General features: G+C 62.3%; 13 protein-coding genes. 2 read left to right on the forward strand and 11 right to left on the reverse strand.

Features of this window, described 5'->3' with window-relative positions; all coding sequences use genetic code 11:
* A partial coding sequence (locus tag ACIPHN_RS07145; RefSeq protein WP_400434679.1) for a hypothetical protein occupies nucleotides 1-700 on the forward strand: 700 nt, incomplete at its 5' end.
* 50 nt (nucleotides 701-750) lie between these two features.
* On the opposite strand, the gene ACIPHN_RS07150 is transcribed toward ACIPHN_RS07145, so the two are convergent.
* The 3 genes from ACIPHN_RS07150 to ACIPHN_RS07160 form a co-directional block, all read right to left on the reverse strand.
* The gene (locus tag ACIPHN_RS07150) at nucleotides 751-1,653 is read right to left on the reverse strand and encodes an SDR family oxidoreductase (RefSeq protein WP_400434681.1); all 903 of its coding nucleotides are present in this window, start codon (nucleotides 1,651-1,653) and stop codon (nucleotides 751-753) included.
* Nucleotides 1,654-1,679: 26 nt separating this feature from the next.
* Nucleotides 1,680-2,420, reverse strand: coding sequence for an SDR family oxidoreductase (locus ACIPHN_RS07155; protein WP_400434683.1), 741 nt, complete (start codon nucleotides 2,418-2,420; stop codon nucleotides 1,680-1,682).
* 537 nt (nucleotides 2,421-2,957) lie between these two features.
* Nucleotides 2,958-4,160 carry an ammonium transporter gene (locus ACIPHN_RS07160; RefSeq protein WP_400434685.1) on the reverse strand — a complete coding sequence of 401 codons (1,203 nt, stop codon included), beginning with the start codon at nucleotides 4,158-4,160 and terminating at the stop codon, nucleotides 2,958-2,960.
* A 356-nt stretch (nucleotides 4,161-4,516) separates the two neighbouring features.
* On the opposite strand from ACIPHN_RS07160, the gene ACIPHN_RS07165 reads away from it, so the two are divergent.
* Nucleotides 4,517-6,142, forward strand: a complete 1,626-nt coding sequence (locus tag ACIPHN_RS07165; protein WP_400434687.1) for an alkaline phosphatase D family protein — start codon at nucleotides 4,517-4,519, stop codon at nucleotides 6,140-6,142.
* Nucleotides 6,143-6,192: 50 nt separating this feature from the next.
* On the opposite strand, the gene ACIPHN_RS07170 is transcribed toward ACIPHN_RS07165, so the two are convergent.
* The 8 genes from ACIPHN_RS07170 to ACIPHN_RS07205 all read right to left on the reverse strand — a co-directional run bounded on the left by ACIPHN_RS07170 (nucleotide 6,193) and on the right by ACIPHN_RS07205 (nucleotide 13,571).
* Nucleotides 6,193-6,807 (reverse strand): hypothetical protein, encoded by a 615-nt coding sequence (locus tag ACIPHN_RS07170; protein ID WP_400434689.1) that lies wholly within the window; start codon nucleotides 6,805-6,807, stop codon nucleotides 6,193-6,195.
* Nucleotides 6,808-6,913: 106 nt separating this feature from the next.
* Complete coding sequence (locus ACIPHN_RS07175; protein ID WP_400434691.1) at nucleotides 6,914-7,711, reverse strand: IclR family transcriptional regulator; 798 nt, start codon at nucleotides 7,709-7,711, stop codon at nucleotides 6,914-6,916.
* 115 nt (nucleotides 7,712-7,826) lie between these two features.
* Nucleotides 7,827-8,552 carry an SDR family NAD(P)-dependent oxidoreductase gene (locus ACIPHN_RS07180; protein WP_400434693.1) on the reverse strand — a complete coding sequence of 242 codons (726 nt, stop codon included), beginning with the start codon at nucleotides 8,550-8,552 and terminating at the stop codon, nucleotides 7,827-7,829.
* A 112-nt stretch (nucleotides 8,553-8,664) separates the two neighbouring features.
* On the reverse strand, nucleotides 8,665-9,951 hold the full coding sequence (locus ACIPHN_RS07185) for an MFS transporter (protein WP_400434695.1): 1,287 nt from the start codon (nucleotides 9,949-9,951) through the stop codon (nucleotides 8,665-8,667).
* A gap of 232 nt (nucleotides 9,952-10,183) precedes the next feature.
* Nucleotides 10,184-10,918 (reverse strand): SDR family NAD(P)-dependent oxidoreductase, encoded by a 735-nt coding sequence (locus ACIPHN_RS07190; RefSeq protein WP_400434697.1) that lies wholly within the window; start codon nucleotides 10,916-10,918, stop codon nucleotides 10,184-10,186.
* A 10-nt stretch (nucleotides 10,919-10,928) separates the two neighbouring features.
* Complete coding sequence (locus tag ACIPHN_RS07195) at nucleotides 10,929-11,456, reverse strand: 2,4'-dihydroxyacetophenone dioxygenase family protein (RefSeq protein WP_400434699.1); 528 nt, start codon at nucleotides 11,454-11,456, stop codon at nucleotides 10,929-10,931.
* A 328-nt stretch (nucleotides 11,457-11,784) separates the two neighbouring features.
* The gene (locus ACIPHN_RS07200; RefSeq protein ID WP_400434701.1) at nucleotides 11,785-12,684 is read right to left on the reverse strand and encodes a LysR substrate-binding domain-containing protein; all 900 of its coding nucleotides are present in this window, start codon (nucleotides 12,682-12,684) and stop codon (nucleotides 11,785-11,787) included.
* Between the two features lie 56 nt (nucleotides 12,685-12,740).
* On the reverse strand, nucleotides 12,741-13,571 hold the full coding sequence (locus ACIPHN_RS07205) for a dioxygenase (RefSeq protein WP_400434703.1): 831 nt from the start codon (nucleotides 13,569-13,571) through the stop codon (nucleotides 12,741-12,743).
* Between the last annotated feature and the right edge of the window lie 55 nt (nucleotides 13,572-13,626).

The raw sequence follows: 13,626 nt of genomic DNA on the forward strand, positions 1-13,626 counted from the left end.
TCGCTGTGATGAGCAGGATTGTGGTCTAAACATGGGTCAACTTTGGATGCAAATTTCCTGGGAAAGTGGGTCAGTTTTCAATGCAAATCAACAGTCTGGAGAGTGGGCAGCCGCAGCGGCGACGATTAACTCTCTGATCGATCAAACCAGCCGGCACGGATTAACACATTACAAGAGAATTGCTGCATGCATGGAAGGAGAACTTTGGATACGCCGCGGCGATATTCATGATGGAGTTATACGCCTAGAAGAGCACCTTAAGATACTCGCCTCTGAAAAGCAGGAAATTCTTGTATGGGGCTTCACTATCGCCTTGGCCGAGGGGTACGCCCTATCTTCCCGCCCGGAGGAAGCTCTGTCCCTGATCAGTGAATCGCTTGCAGCCTCTACCTCTGATGGGGATCGATTTGATATGCCAGAGCTCCTACGGATCAAGGCAACTCTGCTCTACCAGTGCGATACCAATTTGCTTAGTGACGCTCACGATCTACTCTGGAACGCTATTGCACTTGCAAAGCAACAAACATCGCTGAGTTGGATGCTGCGTTGCTCCACATCTCTGATGAAGCTCCCACTATCACCGACGCAGAGAATAGCTGCACGTGACTTGATCGCGAACTCATTGGCTACGTTTTCAGAGGGATTTTCCACTTTGGACTATCGACGCGCAAAAGAAGCGCTAGATAGCATGGTTTCCTAGTGCGATCCGGGGGCACCGGCGTTTTACAAACGCCGGTGCCATTTTTTGCATCAACGCTTGCCGTCCACCGAGAGCAGGTCGGTCAGACCGATATTTCGGAAAATCTCTCGCCGAACGCGGTCTGCCACTGCATTCACGACCTCTGCACCGTCCTGGGAAGGATCAATATGCACACGGAAGGGGCGCTTACCGTAGGGCATGTTAACCACGTCCACTAGGGCCTTGGCGACGTCGGCTGCATCAGCATCGGCAGGTTCGAGGGCGGCAAGCCCTGCCAATGCAATGTGAGCGACGCCCGCATAAGGACCGTCCTCATACTCGCTCTTGCGCGCTTTGTCATCGGGCGAGCCAGAGTGTGCGAAGTGATTCGTTCCTTTGGTGAAAGCGCCAGGTACGATGATGGAGGTTTCGATTCCCCACTTGGTGAGTTCACTTGCATAGGATACCGCGAGCGAATCCATGGCGGCCTTGGCTGCGAAGTACGGCGCAAGGAACGGGGGAGTACCGCCACGCGCCGAACTGGACGAAATCCAGAGCAGAAGCCCACGGCCCTGCCGACGCAAGTGAGGAAGCGCTGCACGGTTCACACGTTGCGTCGACAACACGTTGATGTCGTAGAGCTGGGCGTATTGCTCCGGCGTGAATGCTTCTGCGGGACCAAAGGACATATGCCCTGCGTTGTGCACGATCACGTCTACACGCCCGCATTCCTCGATCACGCTTGCAATTGCGAGGGCCACCGACTCGTCCGATTGCACATCCAGCTCTACTGTGCGCAGATCAACGCCCCATTGCTCGGCAAACTTCCTGGCCTCTTCAACGTTCTTTGCGTTACGACCAGCTGTTTGCCGCATCGAGGCAAATACGGTATTTCCAGCCAGTGCCAACTGGCGCGCGCTAAGTGCTCCAAATCCGCTCGAGGCACCAGTAACCAGAATGATTTTCTTTTCCATGATTTTATCCTTCGAGTTTGGTGCGATTAGGACATGCCGCCGTTCGAGCGCAGAACTTGACCGTTGATCCAGCTACCTTCAGGGCCTGCGACGAACGAGACTGCCGATGCGATGTCTTCTGGCGTGCCAAGGCGTTCCAGAGGGTTCAGCTTTGCCAGTTGTTCCACCAGTTCGGGCGACTTGCCATCCAGGAAGAGCTCGGTGGCGGTCGGACCTGGCGCGACGGCGTTGACGGTGACGTTGCGGCCGCGCATTTCCTTGGAAAGGATAGCGGTGAGCGCTTCAACCGCGGATTTGGTGGCGCAATACACGCCGTAGGTTTCACGGCGCAGCGGTGTAACGCTTGTGGAAAGGTTGATAATGCGACCACCTGCGCGGACACGGCGGGCGGCTTGCTGCATGCACAGGAACGCGCCACGCACGTTGATAGCCATGGACTGGTCAAACGACGCCAGATCGAAGTTTGCAACTGTGGCTTGTTTCATGATGCCAGCATTGTTCACCACGACGTCCACGCCGCCGAAAACTTGCTCTGCCTTGTCGAACATATTGATCACTGCGCTTTCGCTCGACACGTCGGCTTGCACACTGATTGCGCGGCCGCCGCCTTCCTCGATTTCTTCGACCAGGTTCTTCGCGGCAGTTTCGCTGCCGGCATAGTTCACAACAATGGAGAAGCCGTCGCGAGCAAGGCGGCGAGCAATTGCTGCGCCAATTCCGCGAGAAGCACCGGTGACCAAAGCGACGCGAGTGTTGTTGATAGTCATGATTTATTTCCTTTTTGGCAATGGCTGCGTAATGGGCAGCACTGGGTTGTGATTGATTTGAGACGTTGCTGTGTGTGCTTCGTCTGGTTCCCAGTGTCGTTGTGCAGGGCTGCAAGAGCCAGTTCAGAGGTGTGAAGCCTTGTGAAGCGGTGTGAAGGCAGAGAGGAAGTTGGCAGTGCTGCCGTCGCAGCATGAACCAGCAGAATCAGAATTTGGAGCGAGAATAGGTCCGTTAACGGCCAAAAACAGGCGCGAAATTTAGAGGTGTTGATTTGCGGGAGCAATTGACCCAGTTTGATTTTTGAAGTCCCAGGGCCAGACCGAGGTAGAAGAAGGCGGCCTCGGATCAAGGGGCAATACAAATCAACAATTATTGTTCCAAAAGCAAAAGCCACCGGAGAAGGTGGCTTTTGCTTTGGAACACCTGCTTTGCGACAAAAAAATCAGCAGGGTATCAAATTCATTTACAGACTTTGCGCTCTCATACGGACTTTATTCTCCGAATACAGACTTTATTGTTAATTATCAATGTTCAGCTTACCAGCTGGTCTCCCGCTCCGCCGTAGAAGAAATCTTGTGGATCGCCAGGTCCGCGCCTTCGAATTCCTGTTCCGGATCGAGGCGGATGCCGACCACCTTCTTGAGCAGGCCATACACCACCCAGCCACCGGCGGCGGCAATGGCAATGCCCATGAGGCTGCCGATCAGTTGCGACATGAAGGATACGCCACCACGACCGCCCAGCGCCTGCAGGCCGAAGATGCCGGCGGCGATGCCGCCCCACAATCCGCACAGGCCGTGCAGCGGCCAGACGCCCAGCACGTCGTCGATCTTCCACTTGTTCTGGGTGCGGGTAAACATCCACACGAAGATGGCGCCTGCAATGCCACCGGTGACCAGCGCGCCCAGCGGGTGCATCAGGTCCGAGCCCGCGCACACGGCCACCAGGCCGGCCAGCGGGCCGTTGTAGGCAAAGCCCGGGTCGTTGCGGCCCATCACCAGCGCCACCAGCGTGCCGCCGGCCATGGCCATGAGCGAATTCATCGCCACCAGGCCATTCATCTTGTCCAGTGTCTGTGCACTCATCACGTTGAAGCCGAACCAGCCCACCGTCAGGATCCAGGCGCCCAGCGCCAGGAAGGGAATGTTGGAGGGCGGATGCGCGGCGACCGCGCCTTCCTTGCTGTAGCGGCCACGGCGCGCGCCCAGCAGTAGTACCGCCGGCAAGGCGATCCAGCCGCCCACCGCGTGGACCACGATGGAACCGGCGAAGTCATGGAACTCGGCGCCGAAGGCCTGTGCCAGCCAGGCCTGCACGCCCAGGTGCTGGTTCCAGGCGATGCCTTCGAAGAAGGGATAGACCAGGCCCACCAGCACGGCCGTGGCCACCAGCTGCGGATTGAACTTGGAGCGCTCGGCAATCCCCCCCGAGATGATGGCGGGAATGGCGGCGGCAAAGGTCAGCAGGAAGAAGAACTTGACCAGCTCGAAGCCGCTCCTCTGCGCCAGCGTCTCGGCGCCGGCAAAGAAGCTCACGCCATAGGCCACGTAGTAGCCAATGAAGAAGTAGACGATGGTCGAGACCGCAAAGTCGGCCAGGATCTTGACCAGGGCATTGACCTGGTTCTTCTTGCGTACCGTTCCCAGTTCCAGGAAGGCAAAGCCGGCGTGCATGGCCAGGATCATGATCGCCCCCAGAAGGATGAAGAGGGCGTCTGCGCCGTTTTTGTGATCGTCCACCAAAAAATCTCCCAAAAATTGTGCAAGGAAAGAATAAGAAGCTGCTTCTAAAGCAATTTCCGTTCCATTTTGGGGATTATTTTTCAGTGGATTGATTTGTAAGGATATTTTTAGTGCGTCAGGGCCTTGTCAGCTTGTGTTTTGCATGAACTCTGTGCATGGCTGAATGTTGCCCAAGAGTCGGGCTGCATTTTGGTGCGGCAGATGCAGCTTCTCGAAATCTGATGAAAATTGCGTCATTTTGCGTTTCCGGGGCGCCAGGTGGGGCCGGGGTCATCCTCCTTTCATGGAACGGTCATACTTGATTGCTAAATTGCAACTCCCCCCTTGCTTCACTCACCTAGACAGGAGTTGCCATGCCAGACCAGAAGTCGCCAGCCGACCGCAGCCGACGCCGTTTCCTGCGCGACAGCGCTGCCACCGCCGTGGGCAGTGCTGCCGTGATCGCCACCCCCAGCAGCTTTGCCGCCGCGCCGGCCATCGTCACTTCCGAGCGCCTGCGCCCGCAGTTCCCGGGCGGCATCATGAGCGGTGACGTCACGCGTGACAGCGCCATCGTCTGGGCCCGCACCGACCGCAATGCGCGCATGCTGGTCGAGTATTCCACCAGCGAGAACTTCGCTAACCCCACCCGCATCGCCGGCCCGATGGCGCTGGCACGCGAGGACTACACCGCGCGCGTGGACCTGCGCGGCCTGCCGGCGGGGCAGCGGGTCTACTACCGCGTGCGCTTCCAGGACCTGGTGCATGAGTCGGCGCTCAGCGAGCCGGTCAGTGGCAGCCTGATGGTGCCGGCCTCGGCACAGCAGCACGGCCTGGCGCGTGATATCACCTTTGCCTTCTCTGGCGATGAAGCCGGCCAGGGCTGGGGCATCAACGAGCAGTGGGGCGGCTATCGCGTCTATGAGAGCATGCGTCGCTTCCGTCCTGATTTCTTCATCCACTCCGGTGACCAGATCTATGCCGACGGTCCTATCCAGGCCGAGGTGAAACTGGACGATGGCAGCCTGTGGCGCAACGTGGTCACCGAGGCCAAGTCCAAGGTGGCGCAGACGCTGGACGACTATCGTGGCAACTTCGCCTACAACATGCTGGATGCCAGCAAGCGCCGCTTCTGCGCCGAGGTGCCTTTCCTGGTGCAGTGGGACGACCACGAGGTGCGCAACAACTGGTATCCGGGCCAGGTGATCGGCCCGCAGGAAAAGCGCTACGAGGAGCGCAACATCGATGTGCTGGCCGCGCGGGCGCGCCAGGCCATGTTCGAACACAATCCCTTCCGCATCGATAACGCTGATCCTTTCCGCATCTATCGCGCCTTCAATCATGGCCCGCTGCTGGAGGTGTTCATGCTGGATGAGCGCAGCTATCGTGGCGCCAATTCACCCAACCGCCAGCGTGGCGGGCATGATGCCGACTTCCTCGGTCCGCAGCAGATGCGCTGGATCAAGCAGGCGCTGCTGCGCTCGCGCTCGACCTGGAAGCTGATCGCCAGCGACATGCCGCTGTCCATCGTGGTGCCTGACCTGAACCCGGATGTGCCGCCCGGCACCTTCGAGGCCTGGGCCAATGCCGACAATGGCAAGCCCTCCGGGCGCGAGCTGGAGGTGGCCGAGCTGCTGCGCTTCATCAAGCAGCATGACATCAAGAACGTGGTGTGGGTGACGGCCGACGTGCACTATGCCTCGGCCACGCACTATGCGCCCGAGCGCGCCCAGTTCACCGACTTCAAGCCTTTCTGGGAATTCGTCGGCGGGCCGATCAATGCGGGTACCTTCGGCCCAGGCGAGATCGACCGCACCTTTGGTCCGGACGTGCGTTTCGTCAGCATCCCCGCCGACATGAAGCAGAACCGCTCGCCGGCCGAATTGTTGCAGTTCTTCGGTATCGGCAAGATCGATGCAAGGTCGAAGACGCTGACCGTCACGCTGCACAACACCGATGGCCGGGAGATCTACAAGGTCGAGTTGCCACCCGAGGCCTGAGGCCTCGGACTCCAAGCTTCAAGCGTGAGACGGTCGGGGCGGTGGCGGTATCAGAAGCCGCTGTCGGCACCGAAGCTGCCGCCGTTGCTGCCGCCGCCCATGCCACTCATGCTCCCCATGCTGCCCCCACCCATGCCACCGTGGCTGCCGCCGCCCATCCCGCCCGAGGGACGGCTGCGGCCGCCGCTGCCTTCACTGCGGCCGGGGCCATCAGCCACGCGCTGCATGCGATCCAGGATGTAGTCCTGGACCTGCTTGCGCTGGCCATCTTCGAGTGCATCGGCCAGCGCAAACCAGAGTTCGCGCAGCTGATGGGCTTCCTGTTCGGCAGCGGCACCGTCGCGGTCGTAGTCGGCGGCCAGGTCGCGGAACTCGCCGCCCGGTGCGTGCAATACCTGATTCGTGCGCTCCTGCAGGTGGGCGCGGCGCTGCTGGCGTTGCGCCAGGATGGCACGCGTCTTCTGCTCGGTCTGGCGCCACAGGATCTGCTGGTTGTCATTGAGCTTGAGATCGCTCCTGAGCTGCTCGGTCATGGGCAGGATGTCAGAGGCGATCAGGTCCACCAGTGGCGCAGCGGCCACCGGGAGCGCCGTGGTCAGCATCAGCGCAGCACCGGCAGCGCACAGCAGGGATTTCAGGAGGGGGGATAGGGCAGGACCAGGCATGAGTACTCCGCAACGATAAAGCGGAGATTTAAGCAGCCTGGCGCACCCCTGTGCGGGGGCGAAGCATCCGGTAACACTTCATTGATGCTTGCCGGGGCGGATCTGGTCAGCCCGGGCCGGCCAGCTTGCGCGAGATGGTCGCGCAGGCGTGCAGCAGCGGCGCGACATAGGCTTGCTGCGGATCGGGCAGGCGCCGGAACAGCGGAATGCTCACGCTCACGCAGGCCACTGGCACGCCATCGGGGCCGACGATGGCGGCGCCATAGCAGTGGATCTGTGCCTCGTTTTCTTCGCGGTCCTCGGCGTAGCCGCAGCTGCGGGTTTGCACGATGTCGGCGCGCAGCGAGTCGAGGTCGCCGTGGGTGTGTTCGGTGAAGCGCTCCAGGTGCAGCGAGCGCATCAGGGCTTCGCGGCGGGCCTCGTCGATACCGGCCAGGTAGGCCTTGCCCACCGAGCTGGAATAGAGCGTCACGCGGGTGCCGATGCGCGAGGCCATGCGCACGGCTTGCGGGCTTTCCAGTTTCTCGATGTAGACCATGCTGAGATCGCTGGGCACGGCCAGGTGGACGGTCTCGCGGGTGATGTCGCGCAACTGGCGCAGGGGCTCGATGGCGGTGGTGCGGATGTCGCTGCGGTCCCAGGCACGGCTGGCCAGATTGATCAGGCGCGGGCCGACTTCGAACTGCTTGCTGCGCGGGTTTTCCACCACCATGCCTTCGGCCATGAGGGCGGCCAGGATGCGATAGACCGTGGGCCTGGGGTAGCCGGAGAGGGCGGCCAGTTGGGCGATGTTGAGCGGGCCATCCTGGTCGGCGATCAGTTGCAGCACCACCATGAACTTGGAGAAGGCGGCAGTGCCGGCGATCTTGGTCGGGTCTTCGGTGCTTTTATCGTGGGCAGACATGAGCGCAGGCAGGTTGGAAGCAGAGTCGGGGCCGATTATAGCGGAGTGCCACAGTAAAAAAGCCCGCGCCGGCGTGGAGCCGCAGGCGCGGGAAAATGGCATGCAATCGTATCGGTCAGGCCACCAGGTAGCCGCCGTCGACCGGGATGATGGTGCCGGTCATGAAGGAGGCCGTATCGGTACAGAGGAAGGCCACCACATTGGCGATGTCCTGTGGCTGGCCCCAGCGGCCCAGCGGCGTGCGTGCCAGGATGGGACCGGCGCGCGCGGGGTCGTCCTGCAGCGCCTGCGTCAGTGGTGTGGCGATCCAGCCGGGGGCGACGGCATTGACGCGGATGCCGTCGGCCGCGTAGGCAATGGCCAGCGACTTGGTCAGCTGGGCGATGCCGCCCTTGCTGGCGCTGTAGGCCGGCACCAGGCCGCCGCCGAAGAAGCTGAGCATGGAGGCGGTATTGACGATGCAGCCGCCGGATTGCCGCAGCAGTTCGCGCGAGGCGGCGCACACGCGCATGGTGCCGGTCAGGTTCACGGCGATCACCTGCTCGAAGACCTCGGTCTCCAGCTCGGCGCCGCGCTTGATGATGCCGGCGCAGTTGACCAGGATGTCGAGCCGGTCCAGGCCGGCCAGCGCGGCGCGCACGCTCGCTTCGCTGGCCACGTTCATTTCCACCAGGGTCACGCCGGTGCCGGCGAATTCCTTGTTGGCGAAGGGCGGCAGGCCGGCGGCGATGACCTTGGCACCGAGCGCGGCCAGGTGGCGCGCGACCGCACCGCCTATGCCTTGCGTGCCGCCGGTGACCAGCGCGGTCTTGCCCTTGAAGAGGTCGGGGATGAAGCTCATGGAATTTCCTTTACTTGGTCTGCAGTGCAGGGGACTGGCTGGATGCCATCACCCAAGAGGGCGATGGCATCGGGTCAGGCCTCTGGCGAGTTTATGGCTCGGGCCTCAGACCTCAGGCCTGCGAGTCGATCGGCTTGTCCACCACGAACATGTACACCAGGGCGGCGGCGAAGGCCACGGCGGCGCTGATCAGCAGGGCATTGACGAAGGAGTGGGTCTGGTCCACCACCACGCCGGTGATCACTGGTGCCAGCGAGCCACCCAGGTAGCCGCCGAAGTTCTGCATGCTGCCCAGCGAGGCCACCAGGCGACGCGGAATGGCCACCGATACCAGTGCCCAGGCGCCACCGGACGCCATGTTCACGAAGGCCATGGCCAGCGAGATGTAGACGATCGCCATGGTGGTGCTGGGGGTGTAGGCGGCCGGGATGGTGAAGGCACCCGCACCGATCAGGCCGGCGCAGATCGGCCACTTGCGGCTGCGGATGGCGGGCATGCCGCGCTTCATCAGGCCATCGGCGATATAGCCCGAGGAGAGCATGCCGAGCGTGCCGAAGATGTAGGGAATCACCACCACCCAGCCGGTGCGTGCGATCGACAGGTGGCGTTCATGCTCCAGGTAGGCCGGCAGCCAGGTCAGGTACAGCCACACCATGTAGATCACGCCCATGAAGCCGAACAGCATGCCCCAGGTGGTGCGGTACTTGAAGAGGCTCTTCCATTCGGCCCAGGTCAGCTTGGCATTGGCGTTCGGGTCGTTGTCGTTGTCATCGGCCAGGTACAGCACTTCGGACGGGGTCAGTTCGACTTCGTTGCGGTTTCTGTAGAACAGATACCAGCCCACGGAAACCGCCACGCCCAGCACGCCCATGATGACGAACATCATGCGCCAGCCGAAGGACAGCATCAGGATGGTCAGGATGGGCGGCGCCAATGCGGGGCCGATGGTGGACGAGGCCACGAAGATGCCGGTGGGGCCGCCGCGCTCGCGCATGGCAAACCATTCCGAGACCACCTTGGCACCGGCCGGGAACTGCGGCGCCTCGCCCAGGCCCAGGAACACGCGGGCCACCAGGAACTGCTGCAGGTTACCGACGAAGCCGCCGGCCAGCTGCGCCACCGACCAGATGAACATGCCCGCGCCCAGCATCACGCGTGCGCCGAACTTGTCGAGCATGGCGCCGATGGGCAGTTGCGAGAAGGCGTAGGCCAGCGAGAAGGCCGACAGCAGCAAGCCCATCTGCGAGGCCGACAGCCCCAGTTCCTGGCTCACCGAGTGGTTGGCGATGGACAGCGTGCTGCGGTCCAGGTAGTTGACGATGCCCGCCAGCATCAGGAAGCTGAGCGCGACCACCTGTATGCGTTTGAGCCGGGGGCTCTTTTGCTTTTGTACTTCCATGAAATGTGTCTCCAGAGTGAATGAGTCAAAGCCATTGGCGCTTGCGGCCGGCGCTGTCTGTCGCAGCGCTCGCTGTACTAACGGTGGCCGAAGCCTGTGGCGGGAATGCCTTCTTCAGGACGTTGTGGATCCGTCCTTGCCTGTTCTCCGGCGCAACCGGGCACACTGGCCCGGTTGCGATTCCCGCTTGCCCGGATGAGTTCTTTCCTGTTTTCCTGCCGGGTGTCGCGGCTCAGTAGGTCGCGCGGCCACCCGAGAGATCGAACACTGCTCCGGTGTTGAAGCTGCATGAGCCCGAGCACAGCCAGGCGCTCATCTCGGCGACTTCTTCCACCGTCCCCAGGCGATGCATGGGGCTTTTATCGATCATGGTCTGCACATGGGCTGGCGACATCTGTTCCAGCAGCGTGGTCTTCACCGCCGCCGGGGCGATGGCGTTGACCAGCACACCGGTCTCGGCCAGCTCCTTGCCCAGCGACTTGGTCAGCGCCAGTACGCCGGCCTTGGCGGCGCTATAGGCCGATGCATTGGGCGTGCCTTCCTTGCCGGCCAGCGAGGCGATGTTGACGATGCGTCCGCGTCCGGCGGCGCGCATGGCCGGCACCACGCTGCGACAGGCGTGGAACACGCCCAGCAGGTTGACCTGCACGATGCGGTGCCATTCGGCCACGTCGTACTGGTCCAGCGGTACGGTGGAACCCGCGTAGCCGGCATTGTTGACGAGGAAGTCGATGCGGCCGGTCTCGGCCAGCAGGGTATGGACGGCCTCGTCGGTGGAGGCGGCGTCGCTGATATCGACCCGTTGCTGGCGATAGGGGGAGGCCGCATCGGTGTGCAGGTCCCAGACCACCACACGGGCGCCGGCTTGCGCCAGGCGCGCGCAGATGGCCGCGCCGATGCCACCGTTGCCGCCGGTGACGACGGCCACGCTGTCACGCAAATCGTATTGTGCTTGCTGGTAAGCCATGACCGCCGCCTCAGCGCACGAAGCGGTTGACGTAGTCGGCGCCCAGACCAACGGCTTCGTAGTGCTTGCGGCACATCTCCAGCTTGGTGAAGACGTCTTCATAGCCCTCGAACTTGCCCCAGGGATCGCAGTAGAACATCACGCCGGTGATGTGGAAGTAGGTGATCATCTCTTCCACTTCCTCGGGGACGTAGAGGGTGTGGGTTTCGCCGGGCGGTTCGAAGACGTAGCTTCCTTGCTCGGCAATCCAGTCGTGTTCCAGGTAACGCCACTTGCCCTTGAGGACCATGCCATGCACCGGTGCCGGATGGCGGTGACGCGACAGCACGCCGGACTTGCGCACGCGCAGCAGGTTGGTCCAGTAGCCTTGCGAGACATTCAGGCAGAGCGGACGGAACCAGACGTTTTCCGCCTGCGGCACCCAGACGCGCTCATCCTCGGGAATGGCGGGGTTGACCACGATTTCCAGCGGCGCTTCCTTGGGATTGGGGAATTGATAGGGCGTCATCCTGGAATCGGCCGGCATGGTGGTGCTCATGGGAATCTCCTCATTGTGATCTGCCAGATGTTGTCCGTATGGTGGACATAAAGTCTGTAATATGGTCACTGTGAGTCATTGGTAAGACCATGTCAATCCCGCTTGCCCGAATATTTTCCTTCATGAAAACGAGCGAAATACCTTGATGTCGATCAAGTGGCTTGTTGTAAGGCTTAAGTGGAGGGCGATAAAGCGAGTGCCTGATCGATCGCCGGCAATGATGAAAATTTTGCTCGGGTCGTATTCAAGCCAGCATGCGGGAATGGGATGGCAAACGGCAGGAGCGGCCAGCGGGTGGGCGGCCAGATCGCCGCCGTCGCAGGCGAGCTCAGGTATTCCAGTGCACCTGTTCAAATGCCCCGGTGAGGAAGTCCAGCATGGCCCGGACCTTGGCCGGCAGGTGCGCGCGGCTGGGATAGACGGCGTAGATGCCCAGCTCAGGCGAGGTGTAGTCGGCCAGCACCGGCACCAGCTGGCCGCTGCGCAGGTACTGGTCGATCATGAAGGTGGGCTGGCGGGTGATGCCGATGCCCCCCAGCGCCGCCTGCACGCAGCTGTCACCGTTGTTGACGTGCATGCGCGAACTGATGCGCACGCTCACCGGGCCTTCGGGGCCGTTGAACTGCCATTCGTCCTTGCTCTGGTTGTAGCTGTAGCTGATGGTCTGGTGCTGGGCCAGGTCATGCGGATGGCGCGGCGTGCCGTGCTTGTCGAGATAGGCGGGAGAGGCGCAGACATGCAGGCTGGTGCTGGTGAGCTTGCGATGCACCAGGCTGGAGTCCGACAGGCGGGCGATGCGGATGGCCATGTCGTAGCCTTCATCGATGATGTCGACGATGCGATCCGACAGGGTGATGTCCAGCGCCACGTCTTCATGCTGCTCCATGAACATCGGCCACAGGGGCGCCAGGTGCAGCACCCCGAAGGTCAGCGGGGCATTGATGCGCAACAGTCCCGTGGGTTTGGCCGCGCCTGCCGAGAGCAGGTCATCGGCTTCTTCCAGGGCGGCCACGATCTGCTTGCAGCGTTCCAGGTAGAGTGTGCCGGCTTCGGTGAGGGAGAGGCGGCGCGTGGTCCGCTGCATGAGCCGCGAGCCCAGGCGTGCTTCCAGTTCCAGGACCGTACGCGAGACGGCAGCCTTGGAGATGCCCAGCGCGTCGGCGGCCTTGACGAAGCTGCCCAGCTCGGCCACGGCGATGAAGCATTCGATTTCCCGCAGTTTGTTCAAATCGTCTTTCCCCCAGAGGGCGCCGTCCTGGCGCCGCCCCGGGGCGGGACGCAGGCTCAGGCGGCGGCCGGTAGTTGTGCCAGCTGGCTGGAGGCCGAGCCGAAGGCGAAGGCGTCCATGCGCAGGCTATGATACGTCGAACCGCTGTCCAGGTGTACCAGCCGGGTCCAGTCATCGGCTGCGCCCATGGCGAAGAACAGGCTCAGCAGGTGTTCGTCGCTGGGATGGCTGCGCACCGCGTGCGGGGCGGTGGTCCGGTAGCCGAACAGGCCTTCCAGGTCGCCGGCATGCATGCGGTCGAGGAACCATTGCAGGAATTCCAGCGTATGCGGTGCATCGCCGCCTTCGGTTTCGCTGCGACGCAGTTCGCGCAGGTTGTGCGTGAAGCTGCCCGAGCCGATCAGCAGCACGCCTTCGCGCGCCAGCGGCGCCAGCAGCTGGCCGACCTGGAAGTGATAGGCCGGCGGCTGCTGCGATTGCAGTGACAGCTGGATCACCGGCACGTCAGCCTGTGGATAAAGATAACGCAGCGGTACCCAGGCACCATGGTCCAGGCCCCAGCTGCTGTCGGTATGCGCCGGCAGGCCCCCGTCGCGCAGCAGTTGCGCCACATGTTCGGCCAGCACCGGGGCACCGGGGGCCGGGTAGTCCAGATCGTAGAGCGCCGGCGGGAAGCCGCCGAAGTCATGGATCACGCGCGGCCGGCTCTGGTTGCCTACGCGCGGGGTGAAGGTTTCCCAGTGCGGCGACACCATCACGATGGCGCGCGGACGCGGCAGCGACTGGCCGATGCCGGCCAGCAGCGGGCCGGTGCGACCGGGTTCCACGGCCAGCATGGGCGAGCCGTGCGAGACGAACAGCGAGGGCAGGTGGAGGGCGTCGGACATGATGGTTTCCTTGATGCGGTATGCAATGACCGGCCGGGCCGGCTGTGAAGACGAA

This window comes from Herbaspirillum sp. NPDC087042 (assembly GCF_044745245.1).
Lineage (GTDB): Bacteria > Pseudomonadota > Gammaproteobacteria > Burkholderiales > Burkholderiaceae_D > Herbaspirillum.